General features: G+C 70.0%; 13 protein-coding genes. 7 read left to right on the plus strand and 6 right to left on the minus strand.

From position 1 onward, the window contains the following. Nucleotides 1–4 precede the first annotated feature (4 nt). The 3 genes from BFN33_RS32185 to BFN33_RS32195 all read right to left on the minus strand — a co-directional run bounded on the left by BFN33_RS32185 (nucleotide 5) and on the right by BFN33_RS32195 (nucleotide 4,242). A complete protein-coding gene (locus tag BFN33_RS32185; RefSeq protein WP_069763691.1) occupies nucleotides 5–1,339 on the minus strand; it encodes an ABC transporter substrate-binding protein in 1,335 nt (444 codons plus the stop codon). A 385-nt stretch (nucleotides 1,340–1,724) separates the two neighbouring features. After that, nucleotides 1,725–2,813 carry a LacI family DNA-binding transcriptional regulator gene (locus BFN33_RS32190; RefSeq protein ID WP_069763692.1) on the minus strand — a complete coding sequence of 363 codons (1,089 nt, stop codon included), beginning with the start codon at nucleotides 2,811–2,813 and terminating at the stop codon, nucleotides 1,725–1,727. Nucleotides 2,814–3,228: 415 nt separating this feature from the next. Next, nucleotides 3,229–4,242, minus strand: coding sequence for a hydroxyacid dehydrogenase (locus tag BFN33_RS32195; RefSeq protein ID WP_176742512.1), 1,014 nt, complete (start codon nucleotides 4,240–4,242; stop codon nucleotides 3,229–3,231). A gap of 280 nt (nucleotides 4,243–4,522) precedes the next feature. On the opposite strand from BFN33_RS32195, the gene BFN33_RS32200 reads away from it, so the two are divergent. The 7 genes from BFN33_RS32200 (at nucleotide 4,523) to BFN33_RS32230 (ending at nucleotide 15,594) form a co-directional block, all read left to right on the plus strand. Further along, entirely contained in the window at nucleotides 4,523–5,872 is a 1,350-nt protein-coding gene (locus BFN33_RS32200; RefSeq protein ID WP_069763694.1) for an extracellular solute-binding protein, read from the plus strand. Further along, nucleotides 5,869–6,861 (plus strand): carbohydrate ABC transporter permease, encoded by a 993-nt coding sequence (locus tag BFN33_RS32205; RefSeq protein WP_069763695.1) that lies wholly within the window; start codon nucleotides 5,869–5,871, stop codon nucleotides 6,859–6,861. Before BFN33_RS32200 ends, BFN33_RS32205 begins: the two co-directional genes overlap by 4 nt. Beyond that, a complete protein-coding gene (locus tag BFN33_RS32210) occupies nucleotides 6,858–7,715 on the plus strand; it encodes a carbohydrate ABC transporter permease (RefSeq protein ID WP_069763696.1) in 858 nt (285 codons plus the stop codon). Before BFN33_RS32205 ends, BFN33_RS32210 begins: the two co-directional genes overlap by 4 nt. Before the next feature lie 34 nt (nucleotides 7,716–7,749). Continuing rightward, nucleotides 7,750–9,279 (plus strand): glycosyl hydrolase family 28 protein, encoded by a 1,530-nt coding sequence (locus tag BFN33_RS32215; RefSeq protein ID WP_069763697.1) that lies wholly within the window; start codon nucleotides 7,750–7,752, stop codon nucleotides 9,277–9,279. After that, on the plus strand, nucleotides 9,276–12,629 hold the full coding sequence (locus BFN33_RS32220; RefSeq protein WP_069763698.1) for an alginate lyase family protein: 3,354 nt from the start codon (nucleotides 9,276–9,278) through the stop codon (nucleotides 12,627–12,629). Before BFN33_RS32215 ends, BFN33_RS32220 begins: the two co-directional genes overlap by 4 nt. 28 nt (nucleotides 12,630–12,657) lie before the next feature. Further along, nucleotides 12,658–13,920 carry an alginate lyase family protein gene (locus BFN33_RS32225; protein WP_069763699.1) on the plus strand — a complete coding sequence of 421 codons (1,263 nt, stop codon included), beginning with the start codon at nucleotides 12,658–12,660 and terminating at the stop codon, nucleotides 13,918–13,920. A gap of 93 nt (nucleotides 13,921–14,013) precedes the next feature. Then, on the plus strand, nucleotides 14,014–15,594 hold the full coding sequence (locus BFN33_RS32230) for a carboxylesterase/lipase family protein (RefSeq protein ID WP_079141114.1): 1,581 nt from the start codon (nucleotides 14,014–14,016) through the stop codon (nucleotides 15,592–15,594). Between the two features lie 19 nt (nucleotides 15,595–15,613). Here the strand turns inward: BFN33_RS32230 and BFN33_RS32235 are convergent, their stop codons facing one another. From BFN33_RS32235 to BFN33_RS32245, 3 genes are all read right to left on the minus strand, one after another. Further along, on the minus strand, nucleotides 15,614–16,669 hold the full coding sequence (locus BFN33_RS32235) for a LacI family DNA-binding transcriptional regulator (RefSeq protein WP_069763701.1): 1,056 nt from the start codon (nucleotides 16,667–16,669) through the stop codon (nucleotides 15,614–15,616). A gap of 238 nt (nucleotides 16,670–16,907) precedes the next feature. After that, nucleotides 16,908–17,849 (minus strand): homocysteine S-methyltransferase, encoded by a 942-nt coding sequence (gene mmuM, locus BFN33_RS32240; RefSeq protein WP_069763702.1) that lies wholly within the window; start codon nucleotides 17,847–17,849, stop codon nucleotides 16,908–16,910. A gap of 82 nt (nucleotides 17,850–17,931) precedes the next feature. Next, nucleotides 17,932–20,025 carry an autotransporter gene (locus BFN33_RS32245; RefSeq protein WP_069763703.1) on the minus strand — a complete coding sequence of 698 codons (2,094 nt, stop codon included), beginning with the start codon at nucleotides 20,023–20,025 and terminating at the stop codon, nucleotides 17,932–17,934. Nucleotides 20,026–20,109: the final 84 nt, after the last annotated feature.

Below are 20,109 nucleotides of genomic sequence, written 5' to 3' on the forward strand. Positions count from 1 at the left end.
GCCTCTAGCCCTTGACGCTGATGCCGCGGGACTTCAGGTCATTGACCGTCCACTCCTGCATGTGGGCGAGGAGCTGGGTCACCGTCTGCTCCTTGCTGACCACCTTGGCCCAGCCGGCCTGCATCTCGGTGAACATCGCGGTCCAGTCGGGCCCGAAGGTCCAGTCGGTGGTGACGGTCTTCAGGCTGTCGTTCACGATCTGCTGACCCGCCTGGTAGTTGGAGCCGAGCAGCTTCTGGGAGACCGCCTCCGGCACGTACGCGTCACTGTCGGCCAGCGCCGGCATCACGCCGTTGCCCGTCTCCGGGTTCGCCATCGTCTTGACCGCGCCGGTGTTCGTGGACATCCACAGCGCGGCCTCGGCGGCCTGCTCCTGGTTCTTGCACCCCTTGGTCACCAGCGTCACGCTGCCGGTCAGGTTGGTGCCCGCCGGGGTCTTGGCGGCCTCGCCGGCGAACGTCGGCCAGGGCGACAGCCCCCAGTCCCCGAAGGACTTGGTGAAGTTCTGCACCATGCCGGCCATCTGCCAGGTCGAGATCTGCCGGGTGGCGGTCCCGCCGTTGTCGTAGTTGCGCTGCACGGCGGCGTAGTCGGCGAACGACAGCTTGGAGTTGAGGTCGTTGTCGATGATCTCCTGGATCACCTTGGCGGCCTTCAGCGTGCCCGCGTCCTGGAAGTCCACCTTCCAGGAGTTGCCGTCGATGGAGTACCAGTGCGCCCCGGCCTGCATGGCCAGCACTTCGAGCGTGCTCGGGTCCTCACCGGCGTAGTTGGTGATCTTTATGCCGTGCTTCTTCAGCTCCTTGCCCGCGGCGATGAACTCGTCCCAGGTCGTCGGCGCCTTGATGCCGTACTTCTTGAAGATGTCGGTGCGGTAGATGGTGAAGTTCGGTGACGAACTGGTCGGCACGCCGTACGACTTCCCCTGCACCTGCGCGCTCGCCCACGACCCGGTGTTGAACTTGCTCTTCTCACCCTCGACGTACTGGGTGATGTCGGCGAGCGCGCCCTGCGCGACCCAACTGGTGACGTATTCGGCGGTGTTCTGGACCAGACAGGGCGCGTTGCCGGCCTTGACCGCGTTGGTCAGCTGCTTCTGCATGGTCAGCTGGTCGGTGACCTTCGTGTACTTCAGCTGGATGTTCTTGTGCGAGGCGTTGAACGCCTTGACGACGGCGTCCTGGCCGTTGGCCCAGCCCCAGAAGGGGAGGGTGACGGGCCCCGACGACTGCGAGTCGCCGGAATCGTCCGACCCGCCGCACGCGGTGAGCAGACCTGACAACGCGAGTCCCGCAACGGCGACGCGGGCGAACCTTCTCCGGGGGCTGCTGAAGTTCATCTGACCGTGTTCCTTCGGAAAGTAGGGCGTCTCGGAGAGGAGAGAGGGGGATCGGCGGCTCGGTGTCGGCCGGAAACGGCGGCCGGAAGTTCCATCGGCTCGCGGTTGCGGGGGGTCGGCCCAGCGGAAGCTGTAGTAACCGGTTGCTGGGACGGTAGGCCGACGGCCCTGCGGTTAGCAAGAGGCAGACGGCAATTTGTTACGCCGGTGCGTCCGTGGGGTTAGACCCGTGCGCGCGTTCCGCGGCCGCGCGAGCCCCGACGTACGGCCAGTTCAGAGGCCTGTGGACGCAACGAACGCAAGACCGGGCACCCCACCGGGACGGCGTGATCCAACTCTGACGATCTATGGAAACCGTTTACGAAACGATCTCTTTCTTCTGTTGCTAGCGGGGTTGTGCGGGTGGTCGTACGGAGTGCCGTACGACGACATGGGTGCCCAGCACCAGATGGTCCCCGTCGGCTCCCTTGCGTCGCGCCCCGCCCCCCTCACGCCGATCGGCGACGGCCCGCAGGGCGACCCGTCCCATCTCCTCGTAGGGCACGTGGACGGTGGTGAGCTGCGGGGTGAGCTGGGAGGCGAGCGGGATGTCGTCGTACCCGACGATCGACACGTCCTCGGGCACCCGCAGCCCGGCCGCGCGCAAGGCCTGCATGGCACCGGCGGCGACGACGTCGGTCCCGGCGAGGACGGCGGTGAAGTCGAGTCCGTCGCGCAGACATTCCTCGACGGCCGCGTACCCGTGCTCGTAGTCGTAGGGCCCGTGCCGCACCATGCCGGCCTCGAACGGCACGCCGTACGCCTCGAAGGCGCGCCGGGCCCCCCTCAGCCGCCCCTGGGCGGTGGTGAGTTCGGCATGCCCCGGCAGTACGAGCACCTTCCGGTGCCCGGCCGACAACAGATGGCTGGCCATCGCGTAGGCGCCGCCCTCGTTGTCGTAGTCGACGGTCGTGGCCGGCACGGCACCTTCCAGCGGCGGCCGTCCCACCAGCACGAGATGCGACCCGGCGGCGTCCAGGGAACGGGCGAACCGGGCCATGCGCAGCTGGTACTCGTCGTAGTCGTAGGCGCCGCCGAGCAGCACCACGGCCGCCACGCCCTGCTGGCGCATGAGGTTGACGAGGGCGAGCTCGCGCTCGGGATCGTCCCCGGTGGTCCCCACGAGGGAGAGCCAGCCGCGCAGTGTCGCGGCGCCTTCAACTCCCTTGGCCACATGGGCGAACGCGGCTCCGGTGATGTTGTTGATGAGGATCGCGACGGTGGGTGTACCGCCCCCGGCGAGCGACCGGGCGTGCGCGTTGGTGACGTAGTCCAGGTCGCGCACGACCTTCATCACCTTGCGGCGCAGGTCCTCGGAGACCGGATAGTTCCCGGACAACACGCGCGACACACTGGCCACGGACACCCCGGCCCGCTCGGCCACGTCCCGGATGGTGGCCCGTCCGACGTCCCCGGACGCCTTGCGCTGACTCACCCTTGCGGCTCCTTAGCGGTAATGGCCCGGCCACACAGGACCCAGGGTCCGGAAACCGTATCCCATTGTTACTCCAGCACGATTCCGACGGCTTAGGCACCAACGGGCGGCAAGTGCCCACCACGTTCCACTGCACCCCGGACACCGGCCGTGAGGGAGCCGCAGGGGGCGCGTCGGTGTCGAGAGGCCATGGGGGCACCTCCCGCTCGAGCGAAGCCGAGAGTGGGGGAGCGCGGAGGCCCGAAGGGTCGAGCACGATCGGCCTCTCGACACCGACTGAGGCGCCCCCGTAGGCGACCGAACCAAGGTGGTGCGGGCAAGTGCAGTGACCCGGGTGCAGGTGGTACAGCCGGGGTGACTGAAGTGACCCGGATGCAGGTGACACAGCCGGCGCGACCGCAGCGCCCCGCCCCCCTCAAGCCACCCGAGCCATATCCGCATACCGCACCTCATGCTCCAACCCCACTCCCGCCACCACCCGCTCCAGCTCCTCCACCACGATCCGCCCGAGTCGCTCCAGCTCGTTCCCGAGCGACCCGGCGATGTGCGGGGTGAGAAACACGTTGGGCAGCCGGTACAGCGGCGACCCGGCGGGCAGCGGCTCGGGCTCCGTGACGTCGAGCACCGCACGCAGCCGCCCGGAGACCAACTCGTCGGTCAGCGCGTCGGGATCCACCAGCGCTCCCCGGGAGGTGTTGATGAGCACGCCCCCGTCCCGGATCAACCCGAGCCGGTCTCTGTCGAGCATCCGATAGGTCTCCGGAATGTCGGGCGCATGCAGCGAGACGATGTCGCTGTGCCGCAACAGGTCTTCCAGTGACAGGAGTTCGGCTCCCAGCGCGGCGGCCTCCGCGGGACTCACGTACGGGTCGTGCAACAGGACCGTGAAGTCGAACGGCCGCAGCAGCTCCAGCAGCCGCCGCCCCACCCGGGACGCCCCGATGACGCCCACCCGCCGCCCCACGTTCCCCATGGCCGCGGTCTCGGCGGGCGGCGGATACGCGTGGGTGGCCCGGAACCGCTCCCGGTGTTCGAACGCGTCCTTGCCGCACAGCAGGATCATCGCGAGCGTGTACTCCGCGACCGGCAGCGCGTTGCCCGTGACGGCGCTGGAGACGGTGATCCCACGCTCCCACACGGCGTCGCCGACGAGGGAGCGGACGGAGCCCGCGGCGTGCAGGACGGTCCGCAGCCGGGGCGCGGCGGTGAGGACGCCGGTGTCCAGGCGGGGGCAGCCCCAGCCGGTGATCAGCACGTCGGCGCGGGCCAGGGCGTCCGCGGCGACGGGGTCGGTGAAGTCCTGGACGACGAGCGCGGGGTCGAGGCCGGCGGCGTCGGTCAGCCGGGTCATCAGGGGTGGGGGGAACAGCAGGGGGAGGTGCACGGGATCCATCGCGAACACGGCCCTGGGTGGCTGAGGGCTGGGCATGTGACTCCTGACGCAATGAGTAGAAACAGTTTCTGAAAACGCCTTCTACAGCAGATCTACCGTAGGTCTGGCCTCCGGTGACGGTCAATCACTGAAGAGACGTGAATGACAACCGGTTTCTCTCACGGGCCATGTCGGCGAGGTTACACAGTCTTTTCGAAAGTTCGCCAAGCCTCTTGACGCCGTTTCCGCCCAGGGCCGAAGCTCTGCCCCAACGCGGCAACCGGTTGTCTACCGGCCACCGTGTCCCAGGAACGGACAGATCAGGAGGTGGTGCACTGTGCGCCCACATGCCGGTGCCGCGGTGAGCCGCCGCCGTTTTCTCTCCCTTTCCGCCGGCGGTGCCGTGACGGGGGCGGCAGCGCTGAGCGGCTGTGCGATGCGGGTGTCGAGCGCGGTCGGCGGCTCGGGGGAGACCGTCACGGTCATGGCCAAGGCCGACGACATCTCACCTGAGCTGATCAAGCAGGCCCAGAAGGACATCGGCGTCAAGATCAACACGGTGCTGTACAGCACCAGCAAGCTGATCGCGATGATGACCAACGGCAACCCGCCCGACCTGGTGCGCGGTGTCGGCGCGGTGGACGCCCCGTACTACGCGGCCCGGGGCGTGATGGAGGACCTGGACCCGTACTTCGCGAAGAGCACCGTCCTCAGACCGGCCGACCTGGACCCGGTCAACGACCTCTGGCGCTACGACGGCCGTACCCAGGGCAAGGGCCCGCGCTACGGCATGGCGAAGGACTTCTCCCAGGACTCGATGTTCTGGTACAACACCGCGCTGTTCGACCAGGCGGACGTCGACTACCCGCCCGAGCTGGACCCGGTCACGTACGAGGAGTGGCTGGACAAGGCGAAACGGCTCACCCGCCGCAAGAACGGCCAGACCACCGTGTTCGGCGGCAGCTACAACGGCGTGCTCACCCCCAGCCTGCTGGCGAGCCTCACCGTGTCCGCCGGTGGGAACCTCTTCACCGACGACTACTCCCGGGTCGACTTCACCACCCCCGAGGCCCGCAAGGCGCTCGGCTGGTACATCGACTACTGCCGCACGAAGGTCGGGCCCAGCATCATCCAGCCCGACCCCAACACCTGGGACGGGCCCACCTTCCAGGCGAACCGGCTCGCCATGTCGAACTCGGGCTACTGGCTCGGCGGCCTGATCAACGCGGACAAGAAGCTCGCGCCGCTCTCCCGGCTCGCTCCCGCGCCGTACTTCGAGGGCGGCCGACGGATCAGTCCCTGCCAGGCCGGCACCGGCTTCTGGATCCCGAGCACGTCGCACCACAAGGACGCCGCCTGGCGCGTCTTCGAGTGGTTCTTCGGCGAGGCACCGGCCAAGGCGCGCGCCTCCGGCGGCTGGGGCATCCCGACCCTGAAGTCGCTGCGTCCGCTGATGCCCGCTCAGGAGAACTACCAGAAACGGGTTTTGGCGGTGCAGGAGGCCGAGCTGCGGCACTACTCGGTGATCGCCTTCACGCCGTACGCCACCGCGGACTCGCTCCTCGCCCTCTTCAACCAGATCGCCCCGGCCGCCATGAACGGCGGCATGTCCGTCGACACCCTCGCGGCCCGCCTGAACTCGGCCATGAACGATCAGCTCAAGCGCGGCAAGGAGCAAGTGGGATGACGGTCGATCAGATTGCGTCGGTCACGGACCGGCGCCGTTCCGCCCCGGCGGCGGGGCCGGCCGCCTCCCGGCCGCGCACCTCCATCGCCACCCGCAGGCACCGGGCGTTCTACATGTTCGCCTCGCCCTGGATCATCGGCTTCGCGCTGCTGACCATCGCGCCGATGGCGTACGCGCTGTGGCTGAGCTTCACCACCTTCGACGGCATCTCACCCAACTGGCACTACGTCGGATTCGGCAACTACCGCGAACTGTTCTCCGACGCGCAGACCTGGCAGTCGCTGGGCCGCACGGGCCTGTTCGCGATCACCTCGGTGCCCCTGTCGATCATCGCCGGACTCGGGCTCGCCGTACTGGTGAACCGGCCGCTCAAGGGGCGCGGGTTGTTCCGCACCCTGCTCTATCTGCCGGCAGTGGTGCCTCCGGTGGGCGCGGGCATCGCGTTCAAGCAGCTCTTCGACCAGAACTCCGGTGCGGCCAACGGGGTGTTGAACCTCTTCGGCATCGACGCCCTCGGCTGGCTCGCCGACCCCTACGCCCGCTACGTACTGATCATGACGGTGCTCTGGACCGCCGGAAACATCATGATCATCTCGCTGGCCGGGCTCCAGGACATCCCCCGCGAGCTCCTGGAAGCGGCCCGTATCGACGGCGCGAGCGCCTGGCGCAGCTTCCGCAGCATCACGGTGCCGCTGCTGTCGCCGGTGCTGCTCTTCCAGACCGTGACCGGGGTCATCGCCTCGGTGCAGACCATCATGCCGCTGCTGCTGGCCCCCGACCCGACCCCGGCCGGCATCACCGCGCTCCCGCAGTCCAACTACCTCTACATGATGCACGTGTTCGCGGAGTACTTCGCGTTCGGCCGCTACGGCTACGCCTCCGCGCTGCTGTGGGTGCTCTTCGTCCTGATCCTCGTCGCGACCGGACTGATCTTCAAGGCCACGTCCGGCGTGGTGTTCTACAACGTCGACCCGGAGGCGAAGAAGTGACCGCCACCAGCCTCATCCCGAAGCGCGCCCCGCGTCTGCGCGTCAACCGCCTCGTCCTCTACACCGTCCTCGTCGCGATCACCGGCCTGTTCCTGGGCCCCTTCGGCTGGCTGGTCGTCTCCGGCCTCAAGACCCCGGCCGAACTGGCGGCCTCACCGGTGCACTGGCTGCCCGACCAGGTGCAGTGGCACAACATCGCCGACGCCTTCAACCTCATCGACTTCCTCGGCTACGCCCGCAACTCCCTGATCATCGCGCTGATCTACGCCACCCTCGTGACGCTCAGCTCCGCCTGGGTCGGCTTCGGGTTCGCCCGCCTCGAAGCCCCCGGCAGGAAGACCCTGTTCGGCATCCTGCTCGGCTCGATGATGCTGCCGCAGATGATCACCCTGCTGCCGACCTACCTGATCTTCGCCAAGCTCGGCATGGTCGACACGTACTGGCCGTGGGTGCTGTGGGGCCTGTCCTCCGCCCCCTATCTGGTCTTCCTCTTCCGGCAGTTCTTCGCGGGGCTGCCCCGGGAACTGGAGGAGGCCGCGATCGTCGACGGCTGCGGCTACTCGGCCATCTTCTGGCGGATCTTCCTCCCGCAGTCCTGGCCGGTCCTCTCCGCGAGCTTCGTGATCGCCTTCACCTGGACCTGGGGCGACTACATCGCCCCCCAGCTCCTGCTGTCCACGGACCGCACCACCCTCGCGGTCGCCGTCATGTCCACCTACGTGACCTCGGCCGGCACCCCCGTCACCAACCTCCAGGCCGCGGCCTCGGTGATGTACGTCGTGCCGATCCTGCTGATCTTCCTCGTCGCCCAGCGCGGTTTCGTCGCCGGCATGTCGACGACCGGCCTCAAGTAGCCGTCTCCGTAACCCTGTTCGCAAGGAGTTCCGAATGAACACGCCGTTGTCACGCCGTACGGCTCTCCAGGCGGCCGGCGCCACCGTGCTCGCCGCCGGCCTCACCCACCTGACGGCCACGGCGGCCCGGGCCGACGACACCGCCGCCGTCACGCCGGAGCTGGTCACCTACCCCCGTCCGAGCGCCATGCCGACCAACACCAGTTTCAGGGTGCGGGTGCGTACCGCCCCCGGCGGCGAGTGGCAGACCCTCGACATCTGGCGGCCCCAGCTGGGCGAGATCAACCCCACCACCGGGTCCAGCAAGACCTACAACTCCTCGCTGGCGTACTTCGACTTCCAGGGCTCCGTCGAGGTCGAGGTCACCTACCTCAAGGGCGGCACCACCAAGGTCCGGGTGCGTCCGGACTCGTACGGCATCACGCCTGAAGTCGGCGGCGACACCGTGGTGTTCACGCTCGACCAGCCGCGCAACCTCGTCGTCCAGGTCAACGACGACATCTTCGACTGTCTCCACCTGTTCGCCCGCGCGATCGAGAAGAAGAGGCCCGCGCAGGACGACCCGGACGTCCTCTACTACGGCCCCGGCGTCCACACCACCGCCGACGGCACCCTGCTCGTCCCCTCCGGCAAGACCGTGTACCTCGACGGCGGCGCCGTCCTCAAGGCCACCGTGATCTTCCGGAACGTGGAGCACGCCGGGATCGCCGGCCGGGGCGTGCTCGCGGGGACCGCGGGCGGCGGCGTCCTGGTGGAGAGTTCGCGCAACATCTCCATCGGCGCCGTCACCACGCTCAACCCCAACGGCTACGCCGTCCAGCTGGGCGAGGCCACCGGCGTCACCATCAAGGGTCTCGGCTCCTTCAGCTCCAAGGGCTGGGGCGACGGCATCGACGTCTTCTGCTCCAACAACGTCGTCATCGACGGAGTCTTCATGCGCAACTCCGACGACTGCATCGCCATCTACACCCACCGCTGGGACTACTACGGCGACACCACCGACGTCACCGTCCGCAACTCCACGCTCTGGGCGGACGTCGCCCACCCCGTCAACGTCGGCACGCACGGCAACACCGACAACCCCGAGGTACTGAAGAACCTGCGCTTCAAGAACCTCGACATCCTCGACCACCGCGAACCGCAGATGAACTACCAGGGCTGCATCGCCCTCAACCCCGGCGACTCCAACCTGATCAAGAACGTGCGTATCGAGGACGTGCGGATCGAGGACTTCCGCTGGGGCCAGGTCATCTACATGAAGGTCATGTACAACACGAAGTACAACACCTCGGTCGGCCGCGGCATCGAGAACGTCTACGTCAAGAACCTCAGCTACACGGGCACGAACGCCAAGCCGTCGCTCTTCCTCGGCTATGACGCCCACCACGCCATCAAGGACGTCACCTTCGAGAACCTGGTGATCAACGGCCTCGTCGTCGCCGACTCGATGAAGAAGCCGAGCTGGTACTACACCACGGACACCATCCAGTGGTTTTCCAACGAGCACGTGACGAACCTCAAGTTCCTCACCACCGCCGAGGCCGAGGCGGCCGCCGCCTCATGAGCACCGGCCCCCAGAGAACCGACCTCGCTCCGAGCCGCCGGGGCTTCCTCGGCGGCACGGCCGCCCTGCTGCTGGTGGCGGGCGCGGGCGGACTGCTCACTCCCGGCACCGCCCTGGCCGCCACGCGCACCACCGGCTCCCGCGCCTTCACGCACCCCGGCCTCCTGCACACCGCCGACGACCTCGCCCGTATGAAGGCCGCGGTCGCCGCCAGGCAGTCCCCGGTCCACGACGGCTACCTGGCGTTCGCCGCCCACGCGCGCTCCCAGTCGACGTATCCGATCCAGAACACCGGACAGATCACCTCCTGGGGCCGCGGCCCCACCAATTTCCAGAACCAGGCCGTCGCCGACTCGGCCGCCGCCTACCAGAACGCCCTCATGTGGGCGGTCACCGGCAACCGCGCCAACGCCGACAAGGCCCGCGACCTCCTCAACGCCTGGTCGGCCTCCCTCACGACGATCACGGGCGCCGACGGCCCGCTCGGTGCCGGGCTCCAGGCCTTCAAGTTCGTCAACGCGGCCGAACTGCTCCGCCACACCGGCTACGACGGCTGGGCGGAGAAGGACATCGCCCGCTGTGAGCGGTCCTTCCTGGACGTCTGGTATCCGGCCGTGTCCGGCTACATGCTCTACGCCAACGGCAACTGGGACCTGACGGCCCTTCAGACCATCCTGGCCATCGGCGTGTTCTGCGAGGAGCCCACGCTCTTCGAGGACGCCCTGCGCTTCGCCGCGGCCGGCGCCGGCAACGGCTCCGTCGGCCACCGCATCGTCACCGACGCGGGCCAGGGCCAGGAGGCCGGCCGCGACCAGGGCCACGAACAGCTCGCGGTCGGCCTGACCGGCGACATCGCCCAGGTCGCCTGGAACCAGGGCATCGACCTGTGGGGCTACGACGACCACCGGATCCTCGCCAACTTCGAGTACGCGGCCCGGTACAACCTCGGCGGCGACGTCCCCTTCACCCCCGACCTCGACCGCACCGGCAAGTACATCAAGACGACCGTCTCCGCGATCGGCCGCGGCACCCTGCCGCCGGTCTATGAGATGGCCTACGCCCACTACGCCGGTGTCCGCGGCCTCGACACCCCGTACACCGAGGCGGCCGTCTTCCGCGGCACCGGGGGCGCCCGGGTCATCGAGGGCAGCAACGACGACCTGCCGAGCTGGGGGACCTTCGCCTACGCGGGAGCCACGGCACCCTCGCAGACCGTGCCGGCCGCACCCGCGGGTGTCACGGCGGCGGGCGACCGCACCCACGTCACCGTGAACTGGCTGCCGTCCACCTGGGCGACCGGTTACACCGTCCTTCGCGCCACTCGCCCCGAAGGGCCGTACGAGAAGCTCGCCACCGGCATCGACAAGCCGACGTACACCGACGACCGGGTGCGCGCGGGACAGACGTACCACTACACCGTCAGCGCCACCAACTCCCTCGGGCGCAGCGGTGATTCGGCCCCCGCCTCCGCCACCGCCGGTCTCCCCGAGCCCTGGTCGACCCAGGACGTCGGGGACGTCAGGATCCCCGGTTCGGCCGTCTTCGACGGTGAGCGGTTCGTGCTCGAGGCGAGCGGCACCGCCGACACCCACCGGCTCGTCCATCTGCCGCTGCGCGGCGACGGCTCGGTCACCGCGCGGATCGTGTGGCCGCTGAGCTCGCAGTACTCCAAGATCGGCGTCAGCCTCCGGGACTCCCTCGACGCGGACGCGGCCCACGCGGCCATGGTGATCCAGGGGCTGCCGCTGCACACCTGGAGCGGGGTGTGGACCGTACGGCCCTCCCACGGGGCGGATGTCTCCGCGACCGGCAGCACACCGGTCCCGCCCTCGCAGCAGACGGCGATCACCACGAGCGCCTCCTTCCCGATCTCGAGCCTCGGTGCCCTGCCCGAGTCTGCGACCCCGCTGGAGGCCCCGTACGTCGAGGGCGCGGGCGACGGTTACCGGCTGCGCATGCCCTACTGGGTGCGGGTGACCCGCAAGGGCCGCCGCTGCACCGGGGCGATCTCCCCGGACGGCATCCGTTGGACCGAAGTCGGCTCCACCGAGGTTGCGTTGGGCCGCACCGCGTACGCGGGCCTGCTCCTCACCTCCTGCCTCGGAGTCGACGCGGACTACGCCGAGACCGGCACCGGCGCCTTCGACAACGTCTCCGTGGTCTCCGCCTCGGCCGGCGAGGTCTGGTCCGTTCCCGAGCCCGCCCGCACGGCAGGGGACCTGAGGGCGACGACCGGCGCCGACGCCGTCGAACTGGCCTGGACCGACCCGGACCTCTCCGCCCGCTACAAGGTCCTGCGCGCCACGGACTCCGACGGCCCGTACGCCACCCTCGCGACCGGCATCGGCCCGGTCGGGTCCGGCACCCGCATCCGGTACGCGGACGCCACCGGTACGCCGGGGACGGCGTACCACTACGCCGTCGCGAAGACGAACACGGCCGGGCGCGGACCGCTCTCGGAACCCTCCTCCGCGGTGATGCCGACCCCCTCCCTCCCCGAACTCATTTCCGCGAGCACGGCGTTCACGAACAAGGGAGTCCCCTTCCTGCATGTTCTGCGGGCCTCCCACGAGCCCGTACGGTTCACCGCGACCGGTCTTCCCGACGGCCTCCGCGTCGACAGACGCACCGGCCTGATCCACGGAACCCCGCGTGAGACCGGCGAGTTCACCGTCACCACCAGCGCCGGGAACGCGGCGGGCGACGGCACCGCGACCCTCACCCTCACCGTCGGCACACCCCCGCCTGCCCCCTGGACGTACGGCGACCTCGGCGACGTGGTCCTGGACGACCGCGACTTCGGGACGCTGGGCGTGGCCGCGATCCTCACCCCCGGCAGCACCGCCCACGAGGACGGGACCTTCGTGGTGCGGGGCGCGGGTGTGGATCTGACCGTCAACAACCAGGGGATGACAGGGCAGTTCGTACGGCGGCCCGTCACCGGTGACTGCCTGGTCACCGCCCGGCTGGTCTCCCGCACCGGAGTCACCGCCGACCGCGTCGGGCTGCTGATGGCGAAGTCGCTGTCACCGTTCGACCAGGCGGCCGGAGTGATCGTCACCGGCGGCACCACCGCTCAGCTGATGCTGCGCAAGACCGTCGCCGGCGCCTCCGCCTTCTCCGGCAGCGGAGCCGTCCGACTCCCCGCACTGCTGCGGCTGAAGCGCACCGGGACCGTCTTCACCGCATCCGTCTCCGGCGACGACGGCGCCACTTGGACCGACCTCGCCGTCGGCGAGATCCCCGGCTTCGGCGACGCCCCCTTCCACGTCGGCCTGGTGGCCTGCTCCCGCAGTCCGCTGGCCCTCGTCACCTCCGAGTTCGACGAGGTGAGCATCATCCCCATCTGATTCCCCCCACGGAACGGAGATGCACAGAATGAGCCGCACTTCCCCCCACCAGCACCTCCCGCACACCGAGTTGAGCCGCCGCGGTCTGCTGAGGACCGCGGGCGGTCTCGGCGCCGCCCTCGCCCTGGGCGGCGGCGCCCTCGCCACGAGCATGGCCACCACGGCCGACGCGGCACCCTCGACCTGGACCCACCCCGGCATGCTGCACAACGCCGGCGACATCAACCGGGCCAAGGTCAGGGTCGCCGCGGGCACCGACCCCTGGCTCTCCGGCTGGAACAAGCTGGTCGCCAACTCCCACTCCCAGTCCACCTGGACCAACCGGGCCACGGCTACCGTCATCCGCGGAGGCACCGGCGAGAACTACTCCCTGCTCTTCAACGACATCGCGGCCGCCTACCAGAACGCGCTGCGCTGGCAGGTCGGAGGCACCGAGGCCAACGCCGTCTGCGCAGCGAACATCCTCAACGCCTGGTCGAGGACGCTCACTTCGGTCACCGGCAACGCGGACCGGTTCCTCGCGGCCGGCATCTACGGCTGGCAGTTCGCCAACGCCTGCGAACTCATGCGCGGCTACAGCGGCTTCGACCTCGCCGCCGCCCAGGACATGCTCGCCAAGGTCTTCTACCCGCTCAACAACAGCTTCCTGACCAACCACAACGACGCCTGCATCACCAACTACTGGGCCAACTGGGACCTGTGCAACATGGCCTCCGTCCTGGCCATCGGCATCCTCAACGAGGACAGCGCCAAGTACGACCAGGCGGTCACCTACTTCAAGTCAGGCGCCGGCAACGGCTCGATCGCCCACGCCGTCCCGTACCTGTACACCGACTCCGCCGGCTACGCGCTGGGCCAGTGGCAGGAGTCCGGCCGCGACCAGGGCCACACCGTCATGGGCATGGGCCAGATGGGCGCCATCTGCGAGATGGCCTGGAACCAGGGCGACGACCTCTACTCGTACGACAGCCGCCGCTTCATGAAGGCAGCCCAGTACGTCGCGAAGTACAACCTCGGCCAGGACGTCCCCTTCACCACCTACAACTGGGGCACAGGACAGAACTGCGCCGCCTCGTCCCAGACCGTGGTCTCCTCCGCCTCCCGGGGCCAGATCCGCCCGGTCTGGGCCCAGCTCCACTTTCACTACAACCGGCGCCTGGGCCTCGACGACAAGTACATCTCGCAGATGTACTACGACCTCGTCGCCCCCGAGGGCGGAGGCGGTGACTACGGCACCACCAGCGGCGGCTTCGACCAGCTGGGCTTCGGCACCCTGATGTACGCCAAGTAGCGGCCGAACCGCGCTCTGCACCGGAATACCGAGCCGAAATGTGGTGCTCTGTTGTTCACGGTGCAGTAGCGCGGTGAGGAGGCTGGTGGACATATGACAGCAGTCCGGACAGATCCCGTGGTCAGCACGCCGTACGGGGCCGTACGGGGCCGGCACGAGCACGGGGTCGCTGTCTTTCGGGGCATCCCCTACGCCGCCCCGCCCTTCGGCCCCCGCCGCTTCCGGCCGCCCGTGCCGCCCGAGCCCTGGGACGGTGTGCGCGAGGCGGCCGACTTCGGGCCGACGGCGCCGAAACCGCCGTACTCCGACGCCTTCGGGCAGTACCTGTCCGACCCGTTCGTGCCCGGCGACGACTGCCTCAACCTCAACGTGTGGACGCCGGAGCCCGGCCCGGGGGCCCGCCTCCCGGTGCTGGTGTGGCTGCACGGTGGGGCCCTGACCAGGGGATCTTCCGCGGTGCCCGTGTACGACGGGCATGCCTTCGCCCGGGACGGCGTCGTGTTCGTCTCGGTCAACTACCGGCTCGGCGTGGAGGGCTACGGCCTCTTCCCGGACGCCCCCGCCAACCCCGGCCTGCGCGACCAGCTCGCCGCCCTGCAGTGGGTGCACGAGGCGATCGGAGCCTTCGGCGGCGACCCCGGCCGTATCACCGTGGCGGGGCAGTCGGCCGGCGCGATCAGTATCGGCGCGCTCCTCGCCGCCCCGCAGGCCCAGGGCCTGTTCCGGCGTGCGGTCCTGCAGAGCGGGCCGCCCGAGGCGAGCGACCGCGACAAGGTGCGGCGGATGGTGCGCCGGATGGCCACCCGGCTGAAGATCCCCGCGACCGCCGCGGCCTTCGCCGAGGTCGACCGCGAGCTACTGCTGCGCACCCAGGCCGAGGTGGGCCGCCGGAGCAGCCCGGTCCTGGGCGGCCCCGCCTTCGGGATCGTGATCGACGACGACCTCGTACCGCGTGATCCACTGGAGGCGCTGGTCGAGGACTCGGCGGCCCGTGGAGTCGAGCTGATGCTGGGCTGGACCAGCGACGAGTACCGCCTGTGGCTCGTCCCCGGCGGCCTCCTGGAGCGCGTCGACCGGCTCGGTCCGGTCGCCCTCGCCGGTGCCATGGCCCGCTGCCACTGCGGCTCCGAGGTGGTCCGCGGCTACCGCGCGCTGCATCCCGACGCCGGTACCGCCGAGATCGTCGGCCAGATGGTCACCGACCACCTGCTGCGCCTCCCCCTGCACCGCCTCGCCGAGGCCCGCCCTGGGTCGTCGTACGTCTACGAGTTCGCCTGGCCCTCCCACCGCCCGGACCTCGGTGCCTGCCACGCCCTGGAACTGGGCTTCGTCTTCGACACCGGTGCCGCTCCCGAGTCCGCCAAGCTCGCCGGCGAGGGCGCCCCGACCGAGCTCGCCGACGCCATGCACGGGGCGTGGGTGCGGTTCGCCGTCGACGGCGACCCCGGTTGGCGGCCCTGGGACGACACCCACCCGGTCCAGATCTTCGGCAAGGGCGATCCGTACGTGGAGTCCGGCCCTCGGGACGAGGATTTCGCGGTGTGGACGGCGGACACCACCACGCCGGAGACGGCCCCCGTGAAGGAACCGGCGGAGGGCTGGCCGGCCCGGACCGCGGAGCTCCGGTCGGTCGTACGGCGGCTGCGACGCACCGGACTGGCCCGGCGGCACTGAGCGCGCCGGCCCCCGTCCCTCAGGTGCCGGTCGCCGTGACCGAGTCCCGGACCACCACGTGGGTGCCCAGCAGGAGGTGCTCCGCCGGGTCCTCCGCCGTACGGCCGAGCGCGGTGCGTACGGCGAGGCGGCCCAGTTCCTCGTAGGGGACGTGGACGGTGGTGAGCGCCGGGTGGAGGTCGCGGGCGAAGGGGATGTCGTCGTAGCCGGCCAGGGAGACGTCACCGGGGACGTCGAGGCCGGCCTCGTGGAGGGCGGTCAGGGCGCCCGCCGCGACCATGTCCGTCGCCGCGACCACGGCCGTGAACTCCAGACCCTCCTTCAGGGCCCGGCGCATCAGCCGGTGACCGGAGTCGCGGGTGAAGTCGCCGTTCAGGACCAGCGCGGGATCGGGATCCATGCCGCGCGCGCGGTGGGCGGCGAGATAGCCGCGCTCACGGCCCTGCGCGGTGGTGTGGTCCGCCTTGCCGCCGAGGAACAGGACCCGCCGGTGGCCCTGTGACAGGACGTGGGCGACCAGCGCGTAGGCGCCGCCCTCGTTGTCGTACTCGATGACCGTGACCGGGGCCCCGGGCCCGAGCGGCGGCCGGCCGCACAGCACGAGCCGGGAGCCCGCCGACGCCAGGGAGTCGGCCATCCGGCGGGTGCGCTCGCGGTACTCGACGGTGTCGGCGGCGCCCCCCACCAGGATCACGGCGGCGGCGCGCTGGGCCCGCATCATCTCCACGAACTCCAGTTCGTGCTCGACGTCGCCCTCCGTGCTGCACACCAGACACAGATGGCCCAGCCGGTTCGCCTCACGTTCCACGCCATGGGCCATCAGGGCGAACGACGGGCCGGTGATGTCCTCCAGCACGAACGCGAGCGTCGGGGTGCCGACGCCCGCGATCGCCTTCGCGCGCGCGTCGGCGACGTAGTCCATCTCACGCACGGCCCGCATCACGCGCGTGCGCGTCGCCGCGCTCACCGGATACACCCCGCCGAGCACCCGCGACACCGTCGACGCGGACACCCCGGCCCGCGCGGCGACATCCCGGATCGTGCTCCGGCTCGCGTCCTCACTCTTCCTGGTCATCCCTGCCTCACCCCCTGGGAACAGCGGCAACACCCACGGAAACCGGTTCCCGAGCGGAGGCTAGCAGGGGGAGAGGGATAGCAATAAGGGGCGGGAGCGGAAGGGCGCGCGAAGCGCCGCCCAGGGGGCGCGGGGCTGTATCGATATGCGGCTCCGACGCGGGGGCGCGAGCAACCACGACGAACGCAGCAGCCGCGAGACAGCAGAACCCCGAAGGCGAGTAGGCGCACCGCTCCCGCTAGCGCAGCGCCCCCGCGATGCCCGAGATCGCCCCCGGCCCCACCCGGCAGCACCCCCCGACAAGCCGCGCCCCCGACTCCCGCCACCCCGTGACCTCCTCCGACGTGAACGAGGACCGTCCCTCCCAGCGGCGCGCCTCCGCATTCCAGGACTCGCCACTGTTGGGGTAGACCACGACCGGCTTGCCGGTGACCCGCGCGGCCGTCTCGATCGCGTGGTTCACGTCCTCCGGGACACAGCAGTTGACGCCGACCGCGAGGACCTCGTCCACGTCGGCGGCCAGGGCGAACGCCTCCTCCAGGGGCTGGCCGGCCCGGGTGCGGTCGCCGGCGACGGAGTAGGAGAGCCAGGCCGGGACACCGAGACCACGGATCGCGCGCAGCAGCGCCTGCGCCTCGTCGCTGTCAGGGATGGTCTCCAGGGCAAGGACGTCGGGCCCGGCCGCCGCGAGCACCTCGAGCCGGGGCCGGTGGAAGGCCTCCAGCTCGGCCACGCTCAGGCCGTACCGGCCCCGGTACTCCGAGCCGTCCGCGAGCATCGCGCCGTACGGCCCGACCGAGGCCGCCACGTACAGCGGCCGCCGGATCCCCTTCGCCCACGCCTGCCGCGTCGCCTCGCGCGCCAGCCCCACGCTCAGGGCAAGCAGTTCCGTCGCCCGTCCGCGCTCGATCCCGCGCTTGGCGAACCCCTCGAAGGTGGCCTGGTAGCTGGACGTGATCGCCACGTCCGCGCCCGCCTCGTAGTAGGCGAGATGCGCCTCGGTGATCGCCTCGGGCCGCTCCGCGAGCAGCCGCGCCGACCACAGCTCGTCGCTCAGATCGTGCCCGGCGGACTCCAGCTGGTTGGACATCCCGCCGTCGAGGACGACAGGGCCCGCCGCGAGGGTGTCGGCGAGGGAGCGGGGGAGAGCGTCGGGGACTTCCGGGGTGTCGCTGGTCATGCCCCGACGCTAGCCGAAGGGAAGCAAGAGGGCCGCAGCCGTCCGGTACGCGAACACGGCATGTGGGCATTTTTGGCGCCGATCAGTGCGCCGCGTGCCGTCCGCCCTCACGTCGCTTGCCGCGCCTGCGCACGGTCGGCGGCACCACCAGTCCGCCCAGCAGACCCAGCGCCAGGATGTACGGCCACCATCCCAGCCCCTCCGTCTCCGCTCCCGTTGTGCGAGGTGCCGCTGCCGCTGCCTTCGACGCGGTGTCGGCACGGACGCTCGGCGAGGCGCTCGCCGTGACCGCGGTCAGAGTGACGTCGTTGCCGTCGCCGCCCCGATAGGTGATCCGGTACGTCGTGTCGGCGAGCTTGAGCCGGGTGCCCTCCGTCAGGCCCTTGAAGGCGCCCGTCGTCTTCGAGGTGCCCTTGTTGTCCAGCACGGTGATCCGGCGGGCGGGGTCGGTGCCGGCTGCCGAGAAGTCGAGCTCACCGGCGAGCCGTACCGGGCCCGACACCTTCAACGGACCGTCTCTCAGGACCAGTTCGCCCTTCGCGGTCTGCGTGTAGCCGCCGGAAACCGTGAGTCCGCCCGTGACCACACCCTCGTTGGTGACCGCGCCCTTCACCGTGCCCTTGCCGGACAGCGAGGAGACCACGCGAAGGCCGGCCGTGCCCGCGTCCAGCCGTGCGGCCGTCGAGGTGAGACGGATTCCTTTGCTGCGGGCGAGAGTTGCTCCGCCCCGAAGGGCGAGCGTGCCCTTGCGGACCGTCGTCGTCCCCGTGTACGTCACCGCGGTTCCGGTGAGTGTCGTCGTCGCCCTGCCCGCCTGGGTGAGGGAGCCGCTGCCGCTGATACGGGGCAGGGTCAGAGGCTTGGCCGTGTTGTCGAGGATCAGCGAGCCGTTGTTCACGACCTGGTAGAGCCCGCCCCCGGTGTAGAGCCCGCCGTCGCCCTCCGGCCTGCCGCTGCCGAGGCGGAGCACGGCGCCCTTCTCGACGGTCGTGGAGCCGTCGTAGTACTGGACGGCCGCGAAGGTGACGTCGTTGCCCTTCGTCCCCTTGATGACGATGGCACCCGCGCCGGGCGCGGACAGGGTGTCGTGGAAACGGCCGCCGCCGATGGGGGCGCCCAGGGTCACCGGCCCGTTGTAGTCGAAGGTCAGCAGGGAACGGGAGCGCGCCGCCAGCAGGTTGATGTAAACCGTCTTCGCCGTGCCCGGCATGAAGATCCTGCTGGTCGTCCCGTCGCCCCACTGGACGTTCGCGCCCTTGATGTTGGTGCCGCGCTTGTTGACGTTCTTTATGGCCGGCGTCCAGTTCAGGACGGGATCGCTCAGCGAGGGGTCGGTGTCGCCTCCCTGGTTCGACCAGCTGTACTGGCCGGTGAGGACCACCTTGCTGCCCGGCCGGGACTGGACGTTGATGTCGCTGCCGTACTCGCGCTGGTAGAAGTCCATCCGCTGGGTGACGGTCTGGCCGAGTGGGGTGTCCACGGTCCAGGTGCCCTGGTTGAGCACCTTGCGCACGCCCGGCAGCGAGGTCGCGTACTCGGGCCGCCCGGCGTTGGCCTGTGTGCCGTTGTCGATGACCCCGGAGAACGGTCCTGACGTCAGGTCCCAGGTGCCCCAGAGGAAGCGTGGCTGGGTGATGAGGCCGGAGCCGCTGACGGTGCCCAGGTTGTAGGCGCTCGTCAGGGACAGCCGCAGGGTGCCGTCGACCCGGATGTTGTCCTGGTTCAGCCGGAACGCCGGGGTGCCGTAAGGGAAGTGGCCGATCAGGCCCGTCGTGCCGCCGTTGCCGTACTGGAGGGTCGCTCCGCGCTCGACCGTGATCGCGGGCGGGTCCGGGCGGGTCGTGGTGACGTACGGGTGGTTGCCGCCCGGCGTCCGCACCGACTGCCGTTGGCGTGAAGCGGGCAGCGTGAAGTCGCTGTCCCTGGTCAGGATCAGCGTCCCGCCGCCGCGAACAGTGAGCGTGCCCTCGCCGCGGAACACCCCGTCGTACGTAGTCGTCCCCGCGGGCACGGTGACGACGGTGTCGCCGGTCAGGGTGACATCTCGGTCCGCGAGGACGTCGGCCGTGACGTCACGGGAACCGGCGGCCGCCGCCGGGGGAGCGGTGACCAGGAAGGCGGCCGTCGCCGCCAGGGCTCCGGCCGCGGCTGCTGTCTTGTGGAAGTGGCTGCGCACATGACGGGAGACGGGCGAGGCGCGGGCCGATAACAGAAATCCGAAACAGAAAGCGCCTTCTTCTGATCCCGTCAGACCCGTTGA

This window comes from Streptomyces sp. LUP47B (assembly GCF_001746295.1).
In the GTDB taxonomy this organism is placed as follows: domain Bacteria; phylum Actinomycetota; class Actinomycetes; order Streptomycetales; family Streptomycetaceae; genus Streptomyces.